General features: G+C 45.4%; 19 protein-coding genes. All 19 read left to right on the top strand.

Annotated features, from left to right (window positions below; all coding sequences use genetic code 11):
* The first annotated feature begins 92 nt into the window (after window positions 1-92).
* The 19 genes from SPEA_RS18570 to SPEA_RS18480 all read left to right on the top strand — a co-directional run bounded on the left by SPEA_RS18570 (window position 93) and on the right by SPEA_RS18480 (window position 23485).
* The gene (locus SPEA_RS18570; RefSeq protein WP_012156729.1) at window positions 93-2129 is read left to right on the top strand and encodes a TonB-dependent receptor plug domain-containing protein; all 2037 of its coding nucleotides are present in this window, start codon (window positions 93-95) and stop codon (window positions 2127-2129) included.
* A gap of 9 nt (window positions 2130-2138) precedes the next feature.
* Window positions 2139-3137, top strand: coding sequence for an ABC transporter substrate-binding protein (locus SPEA_RS18565; RefSeq protein WP_012156728.1), 999 nt, complete (start codon window positions 2139-2141; stop codon window positions 3135-3137).
* The gene (locus SPEA_RS18560) at window positions 3128-4174 is read left to right on the top strand and encodes a FecCD family ABC transporter permease (RefSeq protein ID WP_012156727.1); all 1047 of its coding nucleotides are present in this window, start codon (window positions 3128-3130) and stop codon (window positions 4172-4174) included. The genes SPEA_RS18565 and SPEA_RS18560 overlap by 10 nt, the downstream gene beginning before the upstream one ends.
* Window positions 4174-5508 carry an ATP-binding cassette domain-containing protein gene (locus SPEA_RS18555; protein WP_012156726.1) on the top strand — a complete coding sequence of 445 codons (1335 nt, stop codon included), beginning with the start codon at window positions 4174-4176 and terminating at the stop codon, window positions 5506-5508. The genes SPEA_RS18560 and SPEA_RS18555 overlap by 1 nt, the downstream gene beginning before the upstream one ends.
* Entirely contained in the window at window positions 5505-6197 is a 693-nt protein-coding gene (locus SPEA_RS18550; RefSeq protein WP_012156725.1) for a hypothetical protein, read from the top strand. The genes SPEA_RS18555 and SPEA_RS18550 overlap by 4 nt, the downstream gene beginning before the upstream one ends.
* Window positions 6194-7021 carry a hypothetical protein gene (locus tag SPEA_RS18545; protein WP_012156724.1) on the top strand — a complete coding sequence of 276 codons (828 nt, stop codon included), beginning with the start codon at window positions 6194-6196 and terminating at the stop codon, window positions 7019-7021. Before SPEA_RS18550 ends, SPEA_RS18545 begins: the two co-directional genes overlap by 4 nt.
* Window positions 7015-7797 (top strand): DUF3450 domain-containing protein, encoded by a 783-nt coding sequence (locus SPEA_RS18540; RefSeq protein ID WP_012156723.1) that lies wholly within the window; start codon window positions 7015-7017, stop codon window positions 7795-7797. The genes SPEA_RS18545 and SPEA_RS18540 overlap by 7 nt, the downstream gene beginning before the upstream one ends.
* On the top strand, window positions 7797-9206 hold the full coding sequence (locus SPEA_RS18535; protein ID WP_012156722.1) for a MotA/TolQ/ExbB proton channel family protein: 1410 nt from the start codon (window positions 7797-7799) through the stop codon (window positions 9204-9206). Before SPEA_RS18540 ends, SPEA_RS18535 begins: the two co-directional genes overlap by 1 nt.
* Window positions 9193-9711, top strand: a complete 519-nt coding sequence (locus SPEA_RS18530; protein WP_012156721.1) for a MotA/TolQ/ExbB proton channel family protein — start codon at window positions 9193-9195, stop codon at window positions 9709-9711. The genes SPEA_RS18535 and SPEA_RS18530 overlap by 14 nt, the downstream gene beginning before the upstream one ends.
* Window positions 9704-10105 (top strand): ExbD/TolR family protein, encoded by a 402-nt coding sequence (locus SPEA_RS18525; RefSeq protein WP_012156720.1) that lies wholly within the window; start codon window positions 9704-9706, stop codon window positions 10103-10105. The genes SPEA_RS18530 and SPEA_RS18525 overlap by 8 nt, the downstream gene beginning before the upstream one ends.
* On the top strand, window positions 10105-10743 hold the full coding sequence (locus tag SPEA_RS18520) for an energy transducer TonB (protein WP_012156719.1): 639 nt from the start codon (window positions 10105-10107) through the stop codon (window positions 10741-10743). Before SPEA_RS18525 ends, SPEA_RS18520 begins: the two co-directional genes overlap by 1 nt.
* Before the next feature lie 2 nt (window positions 10744-10745).
* On the top strand, window positions 10746-12110 hold the full coding sequence (locus SPEA_RS18515; protein WP_012156718.1) for a tetratricopeptide repeat protein: 1365 nt from the start codon (window positions 10746-10748) through the stop codon (window positions 12108-12110).
* 129 nt (window positions 12111-12239) lie between these two features.
* A complete protein-coding gene (locus SPEA_RS18510) occupies window positions 12240-12812 on the top strand; it encodes an anthranilate synthase component II (RefSeq protein WP_012156717.1) in 573 nt (190 codons plus the stop codon).
* A 691-nt stretch (window positions 12813-13503) separates the two neighbouring features.
* Window positions 13504-15999: a S9 family peptidase gene (locus SPEA_RS18505; protein ID WP_012156716.1), complete on the top strand. Its 2496-nt coding sequence runs from the start codon at window positions 13504-13506 to the stop codon at window positions 15997-15999.
* 612 nt (window positions 16000-16611) lie between these two features.
* Window positions 16612-17754 carry an HDOD domain-containing protein gene (locus tag SPEA_RS18500; protein ID WP_012156715.1) on the top strand — a complete coding sequence of 381 codons (1143 nt, stop codon included), beginning with the start codon at window positions 16612-16614 and terminating at the stop codon, window positions 17752-17754.
* A 665-nt stretch (window positions 17755-18419) separates the two neighbouring features.
* Entirely contained in the window at window positions 18420-19637 is a 1218-nt protein-coding gene (locus SPEA_RS18495) for an aspartate aminotransferase family protein (protein ID WP_012156714.1), read from the top strand.
* A gap of 135 nt (window positions 19638-19772) precedes the next feature.
* A complete protein-coding gene (gene astA / locus SPEA_RS18490; RefSeq protein WP_012156713.1) occupies window positions 19773-20792 on the top strand; it encodes an arginine N-succinyltransferase in 1020 nt (339 codons plus the stop codon).
* A gap of 9 nt (window positions 20793-20801) precedes the next feature.
* Window positions 20802-22262, top strand: coding sequence for a succinylglutamate-semialdehyde dehydrogenase (astD, locus tag SPEA_RS18485; protein ID WP_012156712.1), 1461 nt, complete (start codon window positions 20802-20804; stop codon window positions 22260-22262).
* A 422-nt stretch (window positions 22263-22684) separates the two neighbouring features.
* The gene (locus SPEA_RS18480; RefSeq protein ID WP_012156711.1) at window positions 22685-23485 is read left to right on the top strand and encodes a DUF1338 domain-containing protein; all 801 of its coding nucleotides are present in this window, start codon (window positions 22685-22687) and stop codon (window positions 23483-23485) included.
* Window positions 23486-23522: the final 37 nt, after the last annotated feature.

Here is a 23522-nt window from a genome sequence, read left to right as displayed (position 1 = left end):
ATTAAGACTAAGATACGCGCGAATTTATGACTAGCTAACACTTTCGTATGGAAGTTTGCTTAGTCACTATAACGAGCAGATCGGAGTCTTAGGTGATCAGAACAAGAAATACAAAAATAGCAGTTATCATCAGCAGTTTATTGTCGTGCCCTGCTGCAATGGCTAATGAAGCAAACGATGTTTTTTCACTTGGTGAAATCGTCGTGTCAGACCAAACAGGTGTTAAAGATATTGCTATCAACAACACTATGACCGCAGAGCAAATTGAGTTAATTGGTGCAAAGACTGCGGCTGATGCACTCGACTATGTCCCTGGAGTACATGTTGCTCAATCGAGTAAAGGTGAGAAATTTCTGACCATTCAAGGGTTTGAGCAAGATAAAGTGCTTATTTTACTTGATGGTGTGCCTTACTATGAAACCAACTACGGTCAGCTAGATCTTAATCAAATTCCAGCGAGCATTATTGCCAAGATCGAGGTTGTTAAAGGTGCTTCATCTGTACTTTATGGACCTAATGGCATGGGTGGCGTCGTCAATATTATCACCAAGAAAGGTCAAGATGGTGTTAGTGGTGATGTTCAGGCTTCATTCGGGCAGATGGGCCAGAATCATGAGTCAGCTTCACTTAGCCTAGGCAAAAATGGCTTTAGCTTATTCGCAACTGTTGATCATCGTGGTCGTGATGCGATGCGCATGTCTAATGATTTCGAGCCTGTTTTATCTGACATTAGAGATAAATATGGCGACTTGCCAAAGCAGATGGTTGTTGAAGATGGCGGTAAGCGCGAAAACTCAGCCTACGAGTCGACTAACATCTGGGTCCGTGGTGGTTACGCCAACGAAAGTACCGAACTATTTGCTAGTGTTTTTAGTTTAGATTCAGATCGCGAATTGCCATACAACACCCGTAATAACAAGGTGTTTAGTGACTTTAGTAGTTTTGCTGATATCTCTGAATACAAAGATACCGGTATGGATTTAAGCGGTTTACACCGCGTTAATGATTGGCTAACAGTGCGTGCTTTAGGTTACTACCACATGCATAACGATAGCTATGACTCCTATAGCAATCCTGAGAAAGAGGTAAAACTTGCGACCAGTAGCTTTAGCGATTATACCGCTGGTGGCGCTCTGTTTACCGATATGGCGCTAGCCGATTGGAACAGTTTAAGTCTTTCTGTGAACTTTAAGAATGACGTTCATAAGAAGAAGAATGTTGCCTATGTGGATCCTGACCGCTCTCACGCTTATGAGCGTTCTCAGCTTGATACCATTAGCTTGGCCGCTGAAGATACCATGACATTTGGTGCTTTAAATGTGGTTGCAGGTGTTGCATGGCATAAACAAACGGTGGTTGAAGACCGTGGCAACGATGCGGCACCGGGTGAAGATGGCTCGGATACACTCGATCCAATGTTAGGTATGAGCTACACCTTCGATAACGCAGGTTTAGTTTATGGCTCTATTGCTCAAAAGACTCGCTTTGCGACTTTTACTGAGATGTATGACGACACTGGTGCGCGCCACGATATTAAACCTGAGCGTAATACTAGCTATACCTTAGGCTGGAAGAATGATTTTAGCCATAAATTATTAAACAGTATCGATATCGGCCTGTTCTACCATGATGTGAGCGATAAGATTGTCTCTACTTATATGCCTGATCCAACGGATCCAGGTTGGGACCTTGAAATCTACCAAAACATTGGTAAGTCAGAGTTTTACGGTATCGAGATCACTACCTTAAGTCAGCTAACAGAAAATATCAGCTTATCTCTGGATTACACTTATACCCATGCACGTAACAAGAGTGTTGACCGTGATTCGGATTACTTCCGTGACATTCCAAAAGACTCTGTTACTGCGATCGTTAACTGGTATCAGCCTTGGTTAGATATTGATAGTAACTTACGCGTTCGCTACCGCACTGACATCATGATTGATGAGCGTTCAGATGAGTGGGAGTCAGATACGTTAACTATTGATATGGGTATTAAGAAATCGATTACACCGCAGCTTTCTGCTTACGTTAATCTAAACAACCTACTCGATGAGTCGCACTACGAAGGATACGGTCAGCCAAACGAAGGCCGCTCTTATGAAGTGGGCGTAAAGTACCGCTTCTAAGGAGTCAGAATGCTAAACAGACTATTTAGTGCTGTTGTCATTCTCCTTTGTGGTCTTTCAAGTGTATCGGCAGCGCCGATACACTTGGTCGATCAACAAGGCCGTGAGGTGGTTCTGCAAAAGCCTGCCTCACGTATTGTGACGACGTTTACACCTGCTAACCTATTTTCTTTAAGCCTTGGGCTTGCAGATCAACTTGTTGGTATCGGTGGTAGCACCAAGCACTCTCCATTTATAAACCGTATTTTAGCTGAGCGCGATCCAGTGGTGATCGGCAGTCGTTCGGCTGGAACGAGTTTAGAAACCATCGTCGCATTGAAGCCGGATCTGGTTTTAGTCTTTGGTAAGAAAGACGGTTATAGATTGGCGGATCGCCTGACTTCTTTAGGCATTGCTAGCTTGGTTATCCAACCTGAAAGTTTTAAAGATAGTGAAGTTGTGCTGTCGCTATTAGCGAAAGCCACGGGTACGGAAGACAAGGCGGCTAAGATAGCAGCTGAAAACCAACGTTTAGCCGAAATTATTCAAACAGGATTGAAAGGGCTTAGTGACGATCAACGCCTACGTGCATATTATGCTAATAGCTCAGATCTATACCGCACAGCGAGTGAACAGATGTTTCAGCATCAGCTGATGGCAGTTGCTGGAGTAGAAAACGTTGCCACTGGCGTACCGGGTTTCTATCCAAAAGTGAATGCTGAGCAACTCCTGTTATGGCAGCCACAGGTGCTGGTACGTGAGTCTAATGATTCAACTAAAGTGGATGAGCAACTGAACAAGTCACTGATGACCCAACTCGCTCAGTTGCCGCACATCAAAATACCTAAAGGTAGCTTTTGGGATATGCCGTCACCGATGGCGATGGCGGGTGCTTTATATATTGCCGCGCATGCTTACCCTGAAAGATTTATAAACATCGATCTAAATGCCGAAATTGCCCATTACTATCAAGTGGCCTTTGGTGACGCTTGCCTTTCACCGCTACAAGAGATGAGCCAATGTTTGTAGCAAAAACACGCGCGATACAACCTGTGCAATGGCTCGGGATTGCCATTGTGGTTGGCTTAGTTGGTATTTGTGCTGGGCGCTTCTCGATTAACCCAAGCGATTTATTCAGCGCTATTCAAAAACTGCCATCGGTGCTGAGTAGTTTAATACTTACAGGCCAAGTACCTGATAACTTGACTCAGGAAGAGCGGGTCATTCTGTTGATCCGTTTTCCTCGCTTACTGACAGCACTGATTGTTGGCGCCGGGCTGGCCGTATCTGGCGCGGTTTATCAGGGAGTCTTTCGTAATCCGCTGGTTTCTCCCGACATTTTAGGTGTGGCATCTGGCTGTATGTTTGGCGCGGCTATGGGGCTGATTTTACCGGGTAGCAGTTGGCTTATGGTGCAATTGCTGGCATTTATTTGTGGTTTAACTGCAGCATGTGCTGCCATGTTTATGGCTAAGCGCTTTGGTAGTAACAGCTTACTGCTGATGATTATGACCGGCATTATTGTCGGCTCGATATTTGGCGCAGGCCTTACCATGTTAAAAGCGCTAGCTGATCCTTATGGTGAGCTACCAGCTATTGTTTTTTGGTTGATGGGATCTTTGTCGGTGAGCAGCTGGAGTACTGTGGCGCAGCTGATTGTGCCTGTAGCTCTAGGTTATGGTCTTATCCATACGCTGCGTTATCGCCTCAATGTACTTTGCTTGGGCGATCACCAATGCCGCAGCCTTGGGGTGGAACCTGCAAGACTGCGTATGGTGTTAATTGTGACTAGCTCGTTTATCGTCGCTTCTTGTGTCGCAACCGTTGGCTCAGTTGCTTGGATTGGTCTCGTTGTACCGCACATGGTGCGCACTTTTACTGGTGCTAACAATATGCGGCTTATTCCCTTATCAACTGCGGTAGGTGCGATATTTTTGCTGTTCGCAGACAGTGTGGCACGGGCGAGCTTTAGCATGGAGATCCCAATCGGTATCGTGACCTCATTGGTTGGTGCACCACTGTTTGCCTTTTTGCTGTTTCGTTTCCGTCAGGGAGGGGCCTACTAATGCTATCGGTTAACCATATTAGTTACGCTGTCGGTGACAAGTGCTTATTAGAAGATATTAGTTTCGAGTTAGCAGCAGGCGAGTTTTTAGCGGTTTTAGGGGCTAATGGTGCAGGTAAAACCACATTGATGAACTGTCTATGTGGTCTCAATCAACCTAGCAAAGGTGCTGTTCATCTTAATTCTCGTCCGCTGGAGAAAATGAGCCGAGCCGAAATTGCCCAGCAGATGGCTTTGGTGCCACAGCAGCAAGAAACTGCCTTTGCTTTTACTGCGCTTGAAATGGTGGTAATGGGGCGTACCCCTTTTCTATCAACCTTCGAGTCTCCTTCTGAGCAAGATATTAATGACGCTAAACGAGTGATGCAACTGCTTGATGTTGGAGCCTTGGCCAAAGCAGATTATAACCGTCTGTCGGGTGGCGAACGTCAGTTGGTGTTACTGGCTAGAGCGCTATTTCAGAGTGAGCAATTATTACTGCTCGATGAGCCAACGAACCATCTTGATTACCGTAATAAATATCAAATCCTTTCGCAGGTTAAACGTAGCTGCGTTGAATCTAAAACCGCCGTGATTGCCATATTGCACGATCCAAACTTAGCCCAGCTATACGCTGATAAAGTGCTGCTATTGGAGCACGGTAAAGTGTTGGATTATGGCGAGCGTAACGCCGTGATGACCAGCAAAAATATTAGTCGATTGTATGGTTTGGCAACGGCCAGCTATCAAGTCGCCGAGCAGGAGTTTTTTATGCCGCAAAATATATTGGGGCTCAGTATGAGTAAAGTGCTCATTATTACTGGCGAAAGTGGTAGTGGCAAAACCACTGCCTTAGGGGCATTTATCGCGCGGTGTAAGCAACACCAGATAGCGCTTAAAGGAATGCTATGTCCAGGAGTGATGCAGGATGGTCGACGTTTTAGTAGCGATATTGTCGATATCGCCACAGGTGAGAAGTGCTTGTTTGGTCATCGCACAGGAGTACTCGATAAGAAAACCGGCACTCGATTCACCTTTACCGAAGAGGGGATCGCATTAGGCAAACGGGCGCTTGACCACATCCACTTTATGCAAGGCGATATCTGTATTGTAGATGAAATAGGGCCGATGGAGCTTGGTGGACAAGGCTTTGGCAAGCAGATAGCGCCTCTGCTTTCTGTGACGAATAGCCGACATATCTGGGTGGTGCGACCAAGTTTAATCGAGCAGGTTTGCCGCCACTGGTCGCTTAATAATCCTGAAATTATTGATGTTGAAGATGCTAATTTGCCGCAAAAACTAATGCAGTTTGTTAGCGTAGGCAATGCGGCATTAACAGGTGAACCCAACAAATGAATGATGTCAGTTTGAAGCAAGCTAAGTCATTTGAACAAGGCTTTATTGCAGCGCGTTTAGTAAGCATGGTGTTGTTAGCATTATCAATTATGACACTTATCTTAATCAATGCTAATAGCCTACTGTTTCCGGGTAGCAGTGTGGCAACTTACCTTGTTGTGACTGCTATTGTGAGCTTGCTAGCTGTTTGCATTTTACCTATCCGTAGCAGTTTACAAGCTAACTATGTCTGGTCTGTGTGTGTCTTAGCGTTATTACTGCTTATCTACAGCAAAACACTTGAGCCACCAATAGGTGACAGCGCCATGCTTACTTCACTGTGGGCGCAGCTGTTCTTTCTTTCTCGCCCCATTGCATTGGGCTTAGCCATTGCAGGCTGTGTGGGTTACTTATTGCACGCGTTTGCTCGTGATCCTCGTTTAGAGAACCATAGCCATTTATTAAGTTTATTAGCGGGTACCGCGTTTCTTGGTGGGGAAATCTCTGGTAGCTATTGGGCTTTTATTGGCTGGGGACGCAGCTGGAGTTGGAGTGGGCATTTCTTTTTCTCGGCCCTCACTTACCTGCTATTTATCTTAGTGTTTCACTTACCAAAAGCTTGGTTTGCTAATGGCAAAGCGTTGGCTTTAGGCAAGGCTGCAGTGCTTGGCTTTATTTGCGTATTGATGTTGGGGTATCGCCTGTCATGAAAATGAACTGGTTATTTTCGATGCGGTTAGCCTTTGTGCTGCTACTGCTGTTGTCTGTGTGGTTTGCACTTGGCGTAGCCATGAGTGAACAAGATGCTTATCGGCAAGTACTGCGCTCACTGAACGATCTGCCAATGTCGCAGTGGATGCAGAGTTTAGCTAATGCGCCTATTGTGGCAAGTTGGCTTGTTGGCCTATTTGGTTTGATGTTTTTACTTGGGCTAAACACCGCACTGTGTTCTTGGCGCGATCTGCTGCCGACTTGGCGCCATAAGCGCTGGCGTAGCCCACGGATCATGATGCTACCGATCCATATTCTGACCTTATTGGTGTTTATTTTCCACGGTGTCGATTTAGTGTTTATTCATGGCCACGACAGCGTAGTGCTGCATCAAGGTGAGCGTATTAACAGTGGTCGTTACCAAATCGAGTTAGTCAAAGTGGATTACCGCAATGATGTCAGCCAAATTATCGAAGATGAAGAAGGTTTTAGCCCGGCAGGCCGTATCACTCGTCGTAGCGTAGAGGTATTCGATCCGCGCATTAATAATGCTTATTTTGAGATAAGCAACGGCGAGCAGACAGTCAGTGGTCATGCAGGTTTCCTGCGTCCATTTAACTGGGGCGATCTGTATATCACTGTGACGGACTTTCGTGTGCCTTATCAACAAGAGGCAAAAGGCGTGCAAGTTAAGATGTTAGCGGTACATAACCCACTGATTAACTATTTCTTTATCTGTTATTGCTTATTGCTGGTGAGTTTACTGTTACAAGGGCTGGTGTTTTGGCGTCGCTCAATCAAAAAAGGGGGCCGCAAATGCTAGCTCGAGTTTATATCAGTTTATTAGCAGCTTTTAGTGTGTTGCCACTAACGGCCAGTGCGACTTCGGTTGCAAGTGACTCTAATCGCCAGTTAGCAGAGCGCTGGCTAGAACAAATACAACAACCTGTAATACAAGCAGTGCAGCTTGGCGAAGAGGCGGCTGCATGGCAACAGCAAAAAGCACAGTCTTTATCGCAGCAACAACAAGACTTAGGTGAGCTTTACTGGACTGAGTATCAGCTGCAAAAACAGCAAAGGTATTTAGCGTCCTTGCAAGCTGAGGTTGCGCAGTTGCAGCAAGACATTGCCACGATAACTGCATTAAAGCAGGAGCTCGAGCCACAGCTTGAGATCTGGTATGCCATGTTAGAGCGTCAAGTGAGCAGCGATCTTCCGTTTGACTTTGATGAGCGTAAACGTCGCTTAGCATTTTTACGTACCGCAATGGATAGTAATGCTCTGCCATTAGCCGAGCGTTTCAGGCGCTTACTCGATGTGATGACCATAGAGGTTGCTTATGGTTATGGACTGCAGTTAACTCAAGAGGTTATCGCAGTCGATGAGCAGCCAGTGCAGGTTAATTTATTGCGACTTGGACGTTTATCTTGGTTTTATATTACGCCTGATGAGCAACATTTAGGTTGGTTTGATGGGCAGTCTCGCCAGTGGCGGCCATTACCTGTCGATCAACAAGGTGACATTAAATTAGCCATGGCTATCACCGCCAATAAACAGGTAGCGAAGATTGTGAAGCTTCCATTAGGAGGTTCTAAATAATGAGGGCTGTGATTGCTATTTTATTCTTTAGTGCTTCTATTCAAGTCTTTGCCCAAGGCCAAGCTGTTGCAGACACTCAAGTGAGCAAAGCTGCTGGTAATTATCTGCAGCAAAAGGCACAAATCGATAACCGAGTGGCTGATATCCGTCAGCAAAATAGCGCTTGGGAGCATCAATTAAAACAAGAGATCGATGAGGTTAAATCTAACCAACAAGAGTTAAGCGCAAGATTAGCCAGTAAACGCGCACAGCTCGCAGCATTAAATGAGCAACTAGTCGCGCTTAATCAGCAAAAGCAGCAGTTAACTGGCAGTTATCAACTAGCTGTTGATGATATGCAGCTGGTTCAAGGGGCTTATCAAAAAGCGCTGAGTAGTTTAACGCAGCAATGGCAGCAAAGTTCTACAAGCTTAATTGAAGTGCAGCGAGAGCAAAGTTTAGCTGTCGCTAAGGCGAGCTCAAGCTTTCCAAGCCTGTCGCAACTTAATGAGCTTATCGGTTACGCCGTTGACGATATGCAGATGACAGCACAAGTTGCCCGTACTTCTGCACCAATAAGCCAAGCCGATGGCAGTGTTAGCACAAAAGAGCTACTCGTATTTGGTGGTTTAATGGCCGTAACCGATACGGATTTACCGAGTTTCATTGCCTTTACTGACAAACTGCCAACCGCAATTACGCCTGTTGATACCGGTGTTAGTCTGCAGCTAAAAGCGTGGATAGATGGGGAAACTCAACTATTGGCAATGGATTTAAGTCAAGGCCGCATGTTGCCAAGCTTGGCGCAAAAGCAAAGCGTTGGCCAATGGGTAAAAGATGGTGGCGAAGTGTTGTGGCCAATTCTTATTTTAGCAGCGCTTGGCTTACTGATCGCCCTTTGGCGCGCGGTGATCTTGCTGTATTGGCGTCCATTAGCCCAGCTTCAAAAAGATGATAGCGCTAAAGCGGATCTGCTAAAGATTAAGCAGCAACTACAGAGTGTGTCTCGAGTGCCAGCAGCGAAAGTGTTAGCTAATGCCATTGTTGAAGGTAGCTGTGTTGACGCAATGGATCAGCGGCTCAAGCAGTTGATGCTGAAACAGATGGCGCAATTTGAGCGAGGTCTTGGCTTTATTGCGCTGCTTGCTGCCATGGCTCCAATGCTAGGTTTACTAGGAACTGTGTCGGGGATGATTGAAACATTTCAGTCTTTAACCGAGTTCGGCAATAGCGACCCTAAATTGCTATCTCAAGGGATCAGTAAGGCGCTAATCACCACTCAGGCTGGCTTGCTGGTGGCACTGCCTCTGTTATTGCTGCATTACCCGTTAAAGCGCCGCGCTCAAGCTTTAAGTTTGAATATGGAGCAGCAATCAGCCTTGTTACTAGCGCTCAACCTTGAGCAAGGGGAATGCCATGGCTCAAAGTAGTTTGATAGGGTCATTAGAGCAATTTTTTCATGCCGTTTTAGGCTTTATTGAGCTAGGTGGCATAGTGATGTGGCCGCTATTTATCTGCTGTTTATGGATGTTATGGTTAGTCAGTCGTGCCTTATTTAAAGAGACTAGCTTAGAAGCCAAGCAAAGTGGGCTAACAACAGAGCGTGACTGGCTTAATCAACGTTTGCGCTCGTTAGCACTAAGACAGGCACAGGCTCAGCAGTATGGCGATCTTCAAGGGGTTAAGTTACTTGCTATGGTGGCACCGTTATTAGGATTACTTGGCACTGTGAGCGGTATGATCGCCATGTTTGATGCGGGGGGCAATTATGGGTTTCACGATCCTGCGGTGATCTCTGCCGGGATCTCTATGGCGATGGTGACCACACAAACCGGTTTGTTTGTCGGTTTAACTGGCGCCATATTAGCTTTTTTTTGGCAGCGAAAATTAAACCGTGTCGATACTAATTTATTAGCTGGAGGCGCTAATGCTTAGCGATCGATTTAGACAAGATAAAGATCCTGAAATCAACATGACGCCTATGCTTGATGTGGTGTTTATCTTGCTGATCTTCTTTATTGTGTCGACCAACTTTGTGCAGCAATCATCTGTCGAGATCAAGCGCCCTCAAGCCAGCACGGCCACCAGTGTCGATGGCAGCCCAATTGTAGTGACACTTGATACCACTGGGCGGGTCTATTTTGAATCCAAAGAGATTGATATCTATTATCTGCCAGGCAAGTTGCAGCAGATTGCCAGTCAAACACCTAAAGCTAAGTTGTTAGTCGTAGCTGATACCAACTGCCCAACAGGGGTAACGATAAAAGTGCTGGATATTGCCAAGCAGGCCGGAATAAGCTTTAGCTCCGTAGCATCAGAGATCCACTGATGAGCATAGTCGTCCATAGAGCCTTGGTTATTAGTGCACGGTTTTTGCTGTCTATAGTCGTAACGATACTGCTCTGTTATTACTTGCCTAACAGCCTCAATGATAATCAACCAAGGCAGTTCCTTGCCAAGCAAACTAAGGAGCTACCTCTGCCGCTGTTGCCACCTGAAAAACCTAAAATACCAACGGCAAAAGAGGTGCAAAGCAAACCAGTAACTGCAAACGCCGCAACACCAGTGTCCACTAGCATACCGATTATGCCAACGGTTGCAGATATGCCGTTGCAGGTGCCTATTATGGCGGTTCCGACAGTTAATAGTTTAAGTCTGCCAAGCATTACACCTGTTATAGCAGGAATTAAAGATGTCGACAAAGCGCCAGAGTTATTACGTTTTATTCAACCTAAAATGCCGTTGGCTGGGCGCAAGTTTAAGCAAGGTGGCAGAGTGCTGTTACGGCTCATAGTGGAGGCTGATGGTGTCGTTAGCCAAGCAGAAGTGTTAGAAGCTAAACCTAAGCAAGTGTTTGACCAGTCAGCAATTGAGGCTGCACGAAAGTGGCGATTTAAACCAGCCGTTTTATCTGGTGAAGCGGTGAAAGTCTTTGTTGATGTACCGATTAACTTTAAGGTTGGTTAACAATGAATTACCTCAAATTATCGGCACTAATGTTATTGCTGGTCTCAAGTCTCAGCCATGGGCAAGATGTGAATACTAGCGTTGGTCGGGATTTAAATCGATATGAGTCAGGTGTATTAAGTAAAGCGACTGCATTATTAGAACGTAATGAATTGGATGTCGCGCTTAAACTCATGATACCGCTACTTGAGCAATCAAAGCCTCACCAAGTCGTATTTCAATATGTATGTAAGACTCTAGGTGATACAGGTGCTGATACTAAGGCGCTAAGCTGCTGGCTGAGAGGCTATCAACTTTATCCGCAGCAAAGCCAAATCGCGATTAATTTAGGCCATAGTCAATTACAGCTTGAGCAATATAAGGCGGCTATCGCGACATTAACCCGGCTGAAATTATCGATGCTAGATGAGCCTATTGCAGCGCAAATACGCTATATGCGAGGTTATGCTCATTATCAGTTAGGCCAATATCAAGCGGCAATTGATCTGTTGTACTCTGCAGATGTGAAACTACATTGGTGGCCTATTATTAGTTACAGTCAGCTTGCGCTTGAGCAATGGCAGCAGAGCAAAGTAAGTGCGCAGCAGTGGCTTACTTTTGAGCCCGCTAACCTTACTGCTTGGCAAGTATTAACTCGGGCTGAGCTAGGGTTAGATAATAAGCTTGAGGCTGCTGTTGCAAGTGATGTTTCTGCTCAGTTGCAAGGGCTGAGTAGTGCGAGCCGTAGCCTGCAAAATAGGTTTGGGCTATTTGGGCAGATTAAAGCCTATAATCTTGCGGCGTCTTGTACGTCATTAACTCTGACTGCGAATAGCTTGTCTTTCGAAGCGTTTGATACACAAGATTTAGCTTGCGCACAATATGCATGGCTATCGGGACGATATGATCAAGGGCTAGCTTTTTTACAAGCCTTTAATAGTGATAACTTACATGGCACTGCAGTTGACAGAGGTCGCTTAAATCAAGGCAACCTCGGTCACGTTAGTTTCAAAGACACGAATCTCAATGACGATAATGACAGTATGAAAAGCTCACTTAGGTTAATAGACGATTTTTACCTGCTCCAAGGGCAGCTATATGCGGCGCTAAAACAGGGCGATAATGCGCGCAAGGCCTGGAGTAAAGTTGGTCAACAAATTCTGCCTTTGGGCACTGCAGCTGAGATCAAACACGCACGTCAGCGGCGTAATGAGCTGCAGGGGCAAGCACAGTTGTTAATTGGCCAGAGTTACTGGCTAGAGCAGCAATGGCCAGAGGCTCAGGCTAGTTACCGAAAGTTGGCGCAAACCCCTGGGTTTGAAACACTCGCCGCCGCTTTTGGGCAGCGTTTAGAGTCATTCACGCTGCGAGAAGATAAACTCAGGTGATCCAATATGATGGCTGTGGTAGCATCTGCGCCCAATTCATCCACATTTAGTTTTATTGAGCATACTTAGCAGGCCCACTGGCTAAGCTTGAGGCAATAAAACACAGCGATATAGGTTTTTGGATCTTTTATGATCTTAATGATCGACAACTACGACTCATTTACTTTCAATTTGGTGCAGTATTTCCAGCAGCTTGGGCAAGAGATTATAGTCAAGCGTAACGATGAAATCAGTCTTGAAGATATTGAGTCTCTAGCACCGAGTCACTTAGTGATCTCACCCGGCCCTTGCACGCCTAACGAGGCTGGAATGTCGCTGTCGTTCATTGAGCATTTTGCAGGCAAGCTGCCTATTCTAGGAGTTTGTCTAGGGCATCAGGCGATAGCGCAGGTATTTGGTGCTAATGTGGTTAGAGCCAAGCGAGTCATGCATGGTAAGACGAGTCAAATCATCCATACTGGTGGCGGTTTATTTGGTGGATTGAATAATCCACTTACCGTCACTCGATACCACTCCCTGCTGGTGGATGCTATTCCTGATGGTTTTATCATGGATGCCTGGTTCGACGATCCTGTGCATGGGCGTGAAATTATGGCCATGAGTATGCCTGCCAAGAAGATCTATGGTGTGCAGTTTCATCCTGAGTCTATATTGACCGAACAAGGCCACGAGTTGTTAGCAAACTTTATCAAGCTTACTTAAATTTTTGCCCTCTGTTATAAGTATAAGCATCAAGTAAGCGAGCCTGCTCAAAATAGATGGTGTGCAGTTTCATTCTCAGCCTCAGTATCGATATTGACCGAACAAGGCCATGAGTTGTTAGCAAACTTTATCAAGCTTACTTAAATTTTTGCCCTCTGTTATAAGTATAAGCATCAAGTAAGCGAGCCTGCTCAAAATAGATGGTGTGCAGTTTCATTCTCAGTCTCAGTCTCAGTATCGATATTGACCGAATAAGGCCACGAGCTATTAGCCAACTTTATTAAAATCACCTAACCTCTTTGCCTTCCTTCACAAACTTCAAATAGCAATCATAGAGCACGCTTGTTAAGGGTGTCTATGATGTGCAGTTTCAATCTCAGTCTCAGTATCGATATTGACCGAAGAAGGCCATGAGTTGTTAGCAAACTTTATCAAGCTTACTTAAATTTTTGCCCTCTGTTATAAGTATAAGCATCAAGTAAGCGAGCCTGCTCAAAATAGATGGTGTGCAGTTTCATTCTCAGTCTAAGTATCGATATTGACCGAACAATGCCACGAGCTGTTAGCCAACATGCTCAAGAACACCTAAATCGCTACCATCTGTTACAAATTTTACCGCTTTTTCAGATAAACCCGTTGCCGAAATGTGGTATAAAAGTCCGCAAAAATACCAATAATAATAGGGATGGATATGAAAAGCGTCATTCGTCATGTCGGCTTAAGTGCACTTTCATTGGCAGTATTAGCGGGTTGCGGTGCAACCACAGTTTCTTCTGAGCAAGCTCAAACGACTAATCAAAGTACTAACCAAACTACTCAAGTTGCCTTATCGGCACCTCCACAGGTCGACCAAGCGTTAACGTTAAATCAAATCATGGCTAATCCTGATTGGATGGGACTATTTGCCCAAGGTGCTTACTGGAGCGATGACGGTCAGTCTATTTATTTCGCTAGACAGGCCCACGGCGCACCGACCAAAACTTACTATCAGCAAAGTATTGATGGTACAGCTGCAAGTGAGTTAGCACTGAATCAATTGCATAGTGCAGATCAACGCCGCGGTGTGCTCAATAATGACAAGACGCGTAAAGCTTATATCTATCAAGGTAATTTGTTTGTTAAAGATCTAAACAGTGGCAAGGTGAGTCAGCTAACCCGCCAAAATACAGCTGTAGATGGCGTGCGCTTTTTAAATAATGGCGATATCTCTTATTGGCAAGGCGATAATATTTTTAAAATCCATCAAGGTTCTGGATTGGTAGAGGAGATTGCTAGCATCAAGATGGCCGCTGAGCCTAAAGGCGTGCAAGCTCCATCGACTTATATTGCTAAGCAGCAACACAGACTAATCCAATATGTGGCGATGCAGCAAGATAATGCCAAAGCGAAACAAGACTATAAAGCTGAGCTAACTAAAGCCGATCCAACCATGTCGGCTAAGACTTGGTATCTAGGTGATAAAGAAGTGGTTACTAACTTAAGCCTGTCACCTGATGGTCGCTACGTGATTCTGGCATTAAAAGATAAGAGTTATAGCTGGCGTGGCGAGCACGACATCATGCCAAACTATCTTGGTAAAGACGGTTATGTCGATGCTGTTCCTGCCCGCGCTCGTGTTGCAGAAGATAAAAATCCGGGTGAGCGTCTAGTGCTGTTAGATCTTGATACCCATGCAAAAAAAGATATTACCATCGAAGGCTTAACTGGTTTTGATGAGGATGTATTAGCGGCGGTAAAAACTGAGAACGCTAAAGCCAAAGGTGAGAGCTACGATAGTGAGAAAGCGCCACGCAAGCTACAGTTGATGCAAGATTGGGGCTGGTCGCAAAGTGCTATTCAATGGTCGGAATCAGGCGATAACGTAGCAGTAATGCTTGAAGCCGTAGACAATAAAGATCGCTGGATAGCTACGGTTAACTTCGAGAAAGCTAGCTTAACGACTCAACATCGTCTGCACGATGATGCCTGGGTTAACTACAACTTTAATCAGTATGGTTGGTTACCAAATAGCGACAGCCTATATTACCTATCTGAAGAAACTGGCTTTTCTCATCTTTACCTAAAAGAGCAAGGCGAGAAAGCCAAGGCATTAACTCAAGGTAAATTTGTGGTGAGTGATATCACCTTAGGCCCTAAAGCTCAGTTTATCTATTACAAGGCTAATAAGACTCACCCTGGTATGGATAACGTTTACCGCGTTGAAATTGCAACAGGTAAAGATGAGCAGCTAACACAGTGGCAAGGTCAGCTTGATTACACCTTAAGCCCTGATGGCACGGCCCTTTTATTAAACGCATCGACTCGCATTCAGCCTGCTGAACTGTTTGTGCAGGCGATAGGTGGTGAGCTTAAGCAGTTAACGAACTACACCAGCGATGCCTTTAACAATTATGCATGGCAGGCGCCTGAAGTTGTTGCTGTGCCATCGACTCACGGTGCGGGCGAGGTTTACGCGCGGGTTTATTTGCCTCAAGGCTATGATAAAAACAACGCAGATAAGTACCCTGCGGTGATCTTTAATCACGGTGCGGGCTATCTGCAAAATGCACACTACGGTTTTTCGGGTTACTTCAGAGAGTTCATGTTCCATAACTTATTAGCGCAGCAAGGCTATGTGGTAATGGACATGGATTATCGAGGCTCTAAAGGCTACGGCCGCGATTGGCGTACTGCAGTGTATCGTCAAATGGGCACGCCAGAAGTTGAAGATCTTAAAGATGGCGTAAACTGGATGGCGGCCAACGTTAATGTTGATGCAGGTAAAGTAGGTACCTATGGCGGCTCTTACGGTGGCTTCTTAACCTTTATGGCGCTGTTTAATGAACCTGAACTGTTTCAAGCTGGCGCTGCGTTACGTCCGGTAACGGATTGGGCACATTACAACGCACCTTATACGTCTAATATTCTCAACACACCTGATGTCGATCCTATTGCCTATGAGCGTAGTTCACCGATTGAGCATGCCGAAGGCTTACAAAAGCCACTGCTTATTATGAGTGGTGTGCTTGATGACAACGTGTTCTTCCAAGATAGTGTGCGTCTAGTACAGCGCTTGATTGAACTTGAAAAGCCGATGTTTGAAACTGCAATTTATCCAGTTGAGCCACACGGTTTCCGTCAGCCATCAAGCTGGTTGGATGAATACCGCCGCATTCATGAGCTATTTGAGCAGGAACTAAAAAAATAGTTCTGCATTTAGCTGTTAATTTATAGGCTCCCACGGGAGCCTTTTTGTTTTCAGCCCTAAACCACCTACTTCAGTAGATGGTTATCATCAATTAGGCTCTGCCTGAAGTACGTTCAATGGCATTGCGGAGTAAGGCAATGTTTAATGACTTATAAGCACGCCGACTTTTGTTTGAAAAGAAAGTGTCCATGGAGGCTCGCTTATCGCATCCATGCGATACACGGCTTATAAGTTCATTTAAACATAGCTTATTAACTCAAGTGATACGTGAGCTTTGCTAATAGTGCGGTACAAGCTTCTAAATCAGGGCCACAAATGTTCCCTACATTTGTTGGCATTTCCGCCAATCCATGGCAGTCAGTGATTTAGTAGAGCCTATAGGGATATATTTACGGCGTCTTGTTAACGCACGGTAGGAAAGCTCCCTTTTAGGGAGTCTGCTTTATAACAGATGGGCAAAGCCACCTTCTTCAGAAGGTGGATCTTTTACTTTTCCTATATCGAGTTAATTCGTTCAGAAGGTGGATTCTGTATTTTATCCCCGTCAGTTTTAGCCAAACTTATGATTAATCGGTAGACTGGTAATAATCGTTAAAGGGAGCGTGTTAATCAGTGGCAATTTCGGTAGCAGGCGGGGTTAAACCTGCACAAATCATAGAGGTAGAGCAACGACTGCAAAAGCAATTAATTGTTGGAAAGGGCAAAGCGGTTGTGATGGCTGATGATATTAGCCCTGAGCTAGAAGATGATGCCAATAAGCTCGAGATTGAACGTGAGGCAATTCAAGCAAGATTAGCGAAGCAGAATCAGGCTAAGGCCATTTATGACGCTGTCTCTAACCAATTACTCACGAGTGTTAATGCTAATATCGAGCATCAGCTATCTTCTCCAGAGCAAGTACTGCAACTGTCAAAGCTCGATGAAAAACAGATTTTATTATTGGAACTATTGTATTCACCTCAGGTTGACTTAGTCCGTATAAGGCCATTAGTAACGGCACTGCCATGGTTAGAGCGGGACTTGGTCAATATGGTCAATAGCCCAACATTTAGGCATCGCCGGCCCAAATCATCAGAGGTACAGGTTACTGATATCAAGTTGGTGCTCAATTATATTGGTATCGAAAACTTACAATCCTTAGTTCCCTATTATTGCCTAAGGCATTTAATGCCTGCTGGCCAGCCACAAATGTTGTGGTTAACGCGAAAAATATGGCGGTACAGCATGGTCTCTTCGATTGCGGCTCAAGCGCTAGCCGAGCTACATGAAAAAGACAGAGCTTTTATTTACAGCTGCAGCCTGATGAGCCAACTGGGCGTCACTTGCGTCATTAATCAATGTGCAAAAACTTTTGATGATATGTGGGGAGCTTGGTTGAGGGAGGCGAGTGCTAGCCGTGATAAAGAGCTTTATGATGCCGTAATGGCAACAGAGTTCCCCGCCAATGATGTCTATCAGCTAGTGTTGAGCCATAGTCGCTCGCTTAACTGGCAGTTACTCAGCCTGCTTAAGTTTGACAATAGCCGTCTAACCCAAACCTACAAGGCCATCGATACTAAGATTAAATATGCTGAGCTGGATGAGGATTCTGCTTTAATCGAGCGGGCTAACTGTTATGCAAAAGTCTATTTGTTAAAAGAGGCTAAAAATATTACTGCTGCAGAGTGCCGTTTAATGTTTGATTATTATCAAATATCAGAGCAGGAACAGATCCGTTTGAGCGGGCAAAATTATAGTAAGCTTGTACTCTTTTAAGTTTAGTCTTTTAAGTTTACTCATTTTGTTAACCAACACGACTTGATATTGAGCGATTAAACTATGGTTTAGTCGTGTTGAGTGTTCGTTCACCAGTATTTGTGTAAGAAACTTGTTTAAATTCTTAGTATCTTTACTGGTTTTTGCTAAGGTTTTAACCTAACTTTTAATACTTGTCATCCGGCTGATGATGCAACTTTTTTGTGATTTATGCAGTATTTATTAAACAAAAAAAGCCCAGCTAATCGATTCGATAAATAGTATACAATTCCGCCGCCCTTGAACTGCCTGTCACTCCCCTATGTTGGTATGGTTAAGAACTCGGCAAATTTATAAAAAGTTTAACTAAAATCGATATAATTGCGTAGTTAGTTATTCATTTTGCGTGAATAACTAGTAATTCATGGTGCAAGGCAACTTTTTTGTGACTATTTATGCTTAAAGCCCCGCTATATCCGCTTTGTTAATTCCAAAACTCAAATCTTTATGCAGTATTTACAGACCTAGCTCACCTGAATGTTGTTAAAAACTGGTATTTTGATCACATTTTAGCTAATAATGTCCTCCATGTTACACAAGCAATCGCCGTGTCACCTACACAAGATAAAGACACCGGGCGGAAAACGACCAGCTAAAAGGTCGATAATTATGAAGGATGAGAAGCAATGAGCTCAAAAATGAATCTTACACGTGCCCAATTTGACGAAGTTATGGTGCCTAACTATGCGCCTTCTGCAGTAATTCCTGTTCGTGGCGAAGGTAGCCGAGTTTGGGATCAAGAAGGTAAAGAGTATATCGACTTTGCTGGTGGTATCGCGGTTAACTGTTTAGGTCATTGTCATCCAGCCTTAGTTGGCGCGCTAAAGACCCAAGGCGAAAAGCTTTGGCATCTTGCTAACGTAATGACCAACGAGCCAGCGCTTGAGCTAGCGACTAAGCTTGTCGATGCCACATTTGCCGACCGCGTCTATTTTGCTAACTCAGGTGCAGAAGCAAACGAAGCGGCACTTAAACTAGTACGCCGTTATGCAATGGATAAATTTGGCGTTGAAAAAGATCAAATCATCGCATTTGATAAAGCCTTCCATGGTCGTACTTTCTTTACTGTGAGTGTGGGTGGCCAAGCCGCTTATTCTGACGGTTTCGGTCCTAAGCCACAGAGCATTACTCATGTTCCGTTCAATGATATCGCAGCCCTAGAAGCCGTCTTCTCTGATAAGACTTGTGCAGTCATGATGGAGCCGCTTCAAGGCGAAGGCGGTATTATCGATGCTGATCCAGAGTTTTTAAAGGCGGTTCGTGCCCTTTGTGATAAGCACAATGCATTATTGGTATTCGATGAAGTACAAACCGGTGTGGGTCGTCTAGGCGAGCTTTACGCTTACATGCGTGGTGATGTAGTGCCTGATGTATTAACAACGGCAAAAGCGTTAGGTGGCGGCTTCCCGATAGCAGCTATGCTAACAACAAAAGAGATTGCCGATCATCTAAAGATAGGTACTCACGGTTCTACCTACGGCGGCAACCCTCTAGCTTGTGCCGTAGGTAATGCGGTACTGGATGTGGTTAACACGCCAGAAGTATTGAACGGTGTTAAGCTGCGCGAGCAGTTATTGCGTGATGGTTTAATTGCGATCAACGCAAAGTATGATGTGTTCTCTGAAATCCGTGGCCAAGGTCTGTTGTTAGGTGCGGTCATGAATGAAAGATTCCAGGGTCGTGCTAAAGAGTTCTTAGTAGCCGCTATTAACGAAGGCGTAATGAGCCTAGTTGCGGGTGCAAACGTAGTTCGCTTCACGCCATCTCTAGTGATCCCAGAAGCGGATATTGCCGAAGGTCTAGCGCGTTTTGAGCGTGCAGTCGCTAAAGTTGTCGAAGCCTAAAGGCCAAACGGAGTGTTATCAATGATAGCGCTCCTTTTTTTGTCTTTAGGATAACTTGAACGTTTATTGACCAGTGCTTGTCATATATTGATAAGACTGACAGCTAACGGCAAGTGATAGCGAGGAGACTCCTAGATGCTAGTTATACGTCCAATCCGATCGACTGACTTCGATGCCCTATATCAAATTGCAGAAGAGTCGGGACATGGGTTCACATCCCTGCCAGTGAATGCCGATCTACTCAGAAGCAAAATTGCTCGAGTCGAAGCTTCATTTACCAAGCAGATCGATAAGCCTTTCGATGAAGGCTATTTGATGGTGCTTGAAGATACTGAAACTGGTGAAGTTGTCGGTACGTGCGGTCTTGAGGCCGCAGTAGGTATGGAAGATGCTTTTTACCATTATCGACTCGGTACAGAAGTTTACCACTCTGAGCAGATTGGTGTCCGTAATGAGGTTGAAACCTTAACCCTTTGCCACGATTACACCGGAGCCGCTGAGCTTTGCACCCTGTTTTTACGCAGTAGTTATCGTAAGAATAATAATGGTCGCATGCTCTCAAGAAGCCGATTCCTGTTTCTGGCGCAACACGCTGAGCGATTCGGTGACACAGTCATTGCCGAGATGCGTGGTGAAAGCGATGCAGAGGGCAATTCGCCATTCTATGGTTGGTTACAGGAGCACTTCTTAGGTATCGATTTTGTTCAGGCTGATTACCTATCAGGACTGAGTCAAAAAGCATTTATGGCAGAGATGATGCCCAAAAATGCAGTCTATGTATGTCTATTGCCTAAAGAAGCGCAGAAAGTGATTGGTGAAGTGCACGCTAATACTCGCCCAGCACTTAACCTGCTGCAAGCTGAAGGCTTTAGGTGTCGTGGTTATGTCGATATTTTCGATGCAGGCCCAACGGTCGAGTGTCAGCTTCATGATATTCGTTCCGTGCGTGAGAGTCGTTTGCTCACAGTCACTATCGGTGAGACGCCAAGCGATGCTACAAGCTACATAGTTTCAAATACCCAATTAGCTAATTACCGTGCTACAGCTGTCAACTTAGCTGTAGTCGACGACAGTGACGACGTGATCTTAGATCCCCAAACTGCAGAGGGCCTAATGGTCGCAGAGGGTGATCAGATCCGCGTCTTGCCAATGTAGGAATAGAAAATGACACAATTTATTGAAGGTAAGTGGGTTGAAGGCCTAGGTCACGAAGTGACATCAATTAACCCAGCCAACCAAAAAGTGATCTGGAACAGTAAAACAGCGACACCAGAGCAAGTCGGTGTCGCCGTCGATGCGGCACGTAATGCACAATTTGATTGGTTTATGCTTGGCTTTGATGCGCGTCTCGCCATCGTTGAAGCGTATCGCGATCAGCTAGAAGCCAACAAGGCCGAGATGGCGGAAGTGATTGCTCAAGAAACCGGTAAACCGCAATGGGAAACTGCGACAGAAGCGGGCGCCATGATAGGTAAGATAGGTCTTTCTGTTGCCGCTTACCACAAGCGTACTGGAACCTCAGAGAATGACACTCCGGCAGGCCGAGCAGTACTGCGCCATAAGCCACACGGCGTGGTTGCAGTATTTGGACCTTACAACTTCCCGGGTCACTTGCCGAATGGTCACATCGTTCCTGCATTGCTTGCCGGTAACACAGTGGTATTTAAGCCATCGGAGCTGACGCCAAAAGTGGCTGAGCTGATGCTTAAGCTTTGGGAGAAAGCGGGTCTACCGAAAGGCGTGATTAACCTAGTTCAAGGCGAGGTAGAGACCGGTAAGGCACTCGCGGCTCACCCGCAAATTGACGGTCTATTCTTTACAGGTAGCTCACGCACGGGTCATATCCTGCATCAACAGTATGCAGGCGATCCAGGCAAGATCTTGGCACTAGAGATGGGCGGAAACAACCCTCTTATCATCAAAGATGTGGCAGATACCAAAGCCGCCGTGCACGACATCATTCAGTCTGCTTATATTTCTGCTGGCCAGCGCTGTACTTGTGCACGTCGTCTCTATGTTGAGAAAGGCGCTGCTGGTGATGCACTGCTTGAGCAGCTTGTTGCTGCAGTTAAGCAGATTCAAGTCGGTCCGTGGAACGCCCAGCCGCAACCATTTATGGGCTCTATGATCTCAGAGACCGCGGCAAAGGGCATGGTTGAAGCGCAGCGTAATCTTGTAAACCTAGGCGGTAACGCATTGGTTGAGCTTACTCATCTTGAGGTGGGAACAGGCTTAGTTTCACCAGGGCTTATCGACGTGACAGGTGTCATCGAACTGCCTGATGAAGAGTACTTTGGGCCGCTATTACAAGTGGTACGTTATAGCGACTTTGATGAAGCGATCAAGTTAGCTAACGCGACGCGTTACGGCCTATCGGCAGGTATTTTGGCTGATAGTCGTGAAGATTATGACTATTTCCTTGCACGTATTCGTGCTGGTATCGTCAACTGGAACAAGCAGATCACTGGCGCTTCAGGCGCGGCACCATTTGGTGGTGTCGGTGCCTCGGGTAACCACAGAGCGAGTGCGTTTTACGCTGCCGACTACTGTGCATACCCTGTCGCTTCTGTCGAAGCCGATGCAGTCAGTCTGCCAGCCACATTGAGTCCGGGTTTGAGTATTTAACCTTAGGCACAAATCGAAAGGGAAGCGCTCGGGGCGCTTCCCTTTTGTTTATACCAATCAGTATAAAGATTTGGTCGCTCAGCGATAGTTTAGCGGCACTGAGACAAGGCAACGAGTGAAGAGCATAGTTGTTCTACGGTTAAGCTCGTTAACGCAGTATCAGAGCCGCTAAAACTCGCCATTCTGGAGCGTTTTTGGCTGCCTACTTCAGCGTTGAACAGCTTAACAAGGGAAGAGCCATTCTTACAGCTATTCGCCTTGAATTAGTTTGCCAAAAAACGCTCTGAGTAGATCAACTTCTTATACTGATTGGTATTATTACGACAAAACAAGCAAGCAGTATCCCTAAAACGTGTACAGCCGCGTGACCTAAATAGATAAATAAATAAGCAGGTAAACACGCTGGCGTAAAGGAGTGAATAATGCACACGAATGTAAACACGCTATTTGAAGCACTTTGGCAAGACTATATCGAAATGACGCCATCGGCAGCTAAGGTTCACCAGCTGCTGTCGAAAGGCAGTGCGATTATCAATGACCATATCGCACTTAGAACCTTTAATATTGCCAAGGTTAACCTTGAAGTATTAGCTAAGCATTTTGAGTCGATCGGCTATGTTGCCTGTGGTGACTACAAGTTTGAAGCTAAGAAGCTAAATGCTAAACATTTTGAGCACCCTGACAGTACACAGCCTAAAGTGTTTATCTCTGAGCTATTAGTCGAAGAGTTTAGTGATGAACTGCAATCAACCGTTAAGGGATTGATTGAGCAGATTGATACTGCTGCAACCACTGCCGACGATTTCTTGTATTCTGGTCGTCACTGGGAGTTAGACACTAAGACCTATGAGGCCTTATTAGCTGAGAGTGAGTACGCTGCTTGGGTCGCAGCTTTTGGCTATCGAGCTAACCACTTTACGGTGTCGATTAATCACCTAGCCGACTATGACACTATTTTTGAAGTGAACCATGCCTTAAAAGCGGCAGGCTTTGTGTTGAATGCATCTGGCGGTGAAGTGAAGGGCACACCTGAGGTGTTACTCGAGCAGTCATCAACTATGGCTGATAAGATCTCAGTTAGCTTCTCAGACGCTGTGATTAACATCCCTAGCTGTTTTTATGAGTTTGCATTGCGCTATCCTAAAGCGGATGGAGAGCTTTACACAGGCTTTGTGGCGGCCTCTGCTGACAAGATCTTCGAAAGTACTAACGTCAATGGCTAGTATCTACGGATAGAGACAAAAAAGCCGGACAGAGTCC

Source organism: Shewanella pealeana ATCC 700345 (assembly GCF_000018285.1).
In the GTDB taxonomy this organism is placed as follows: domain Bacteria; phylum Pseudomonadota; class Gammaproteobacteria; order Enterobacterales; family Shewanellaceae; genus Shewanella; species Shewanella pealeana.
The sequence above is the reverse complement of the archived record's forward strand: the minus strand, read 5'-3'. Positions and strand labels throughout refer to the sequence as shown.

Bases quoted from the DNA above. Each gene is read 5' to 3' on its own strand.
- SPEA_RS18535 (WP_012156722.1), top strand. From the start codon at position 7,797: ATGAGGGCTGTGATTGCTATTTTATTCTTTAGTGCTTCTATTCAAGTC.
- SPEA_RS18520 (WP_012156719.1), top strand. From the start codon at position 10,105: ATGAGCATAGTCGTCCATAGAGCCTTGGTTATTAGTGCACGGTTTTTG.
- SPEA_RS18505 (WP_012156716.1), top strand. From the start codon at position 13,504: ATGAAAAGCGTCATTCGTCATGTCGGCTTAAGTGCACTTTCATTGGCA.
- astD (WP_012156712.1), top strand. From the start codon at position 20,802: ATGACACAATTTATTGAAGGTAAGTGGGTTGAAGGCCTAGGTCACGAA.
- SPEA_RS18540 (WP_012156723.1), top strand. From the start codon at position 7,015: ATGCTAGCTCGAGTTTATATCAGTTTATTAGCAGCTTTTAGTGTGTTG.
- SPEA_RS18495 (WP_012156714.1), top strand. From the start codon at position 18,420: ATGAGCTCAAAAATGAATCTTACACGTGCCCAATTTGACGAAGTTATG.
- SPEA_RS18555 (WP_012156726.1), top strand. From the start codon at position 4,174: ATGCTATCGGTTAACCATATTAGTTACGCTGTCGGTGACAAGTGCTTA.
- SPEA_RS18480 (WP_012156711.1), top strand. From the start codon at position 22,685: ATGCACACGAATGTAAACACGCTATTTGAAGCACTTTGGCAAGACTAT.
- SPEA_RS18510 (WP_012156717.1), top strand. From the start codon at position 12,240: ATGATCTTAATGATCGACAACTACGACTCATTTACTTTCAATTTGGTG.
- astA (WP_012156713.1), top strand. From the start codon at position 19,773: ATGCTAGTTATACGTCCAATCCGATCGACTGACTTCGATGCCCTATAT.
- SPEA_RS18530 (WP_012156721.1), top strand. From the start codon at position 9,193: ATGGCTCAAAGTAGTTTGATAGGGTCATTAGAGCAATTTTTTCATGCC.
- SPEA_RS18550 (WP_012156725.1), top strand. From the start codon at position 5,505: ATGAATGATGTCAGTTTGAAGCAAGCTAAGTCATTTGAACAAGGCTTT.
- SPEA_RS18525 (WP_012156720.1), top strand. From the start codon at position 9,704: ATGCTTAGCGATCGATTTAGACAAGATAAAGATCCTGAAATCAACATG.
- SPEA_RS18565 (WP_012156728.1), top strand. From the start codon at position 2,139: ATGCTAAACAGACTATTTAGTGCTGTTGTCATTCTCCTTTGTGGTCTT.
- SPEA_RS18545 (WP_012156724.1), top strand. From the start codon at position 6,194: ATGAAAATGAACTGGTTATTTTCGATGCGGTTAGCCTTTGTGCTGCTA.
- SPEA_RS18515 (WP_012156718.1), top strand. From the start codon at position 10,746: ATGAATTACCTCAAATTATCGGCACTAATGTTATTGCTGGTCTCAAGT.
- SPEA_RS18560 (WP_012156727.1), top strand. From the start codon at position 3,128: ATGTTTGTAGCAAAAACACGCGCGATACAACCTGTGCAATGGCTCGGG.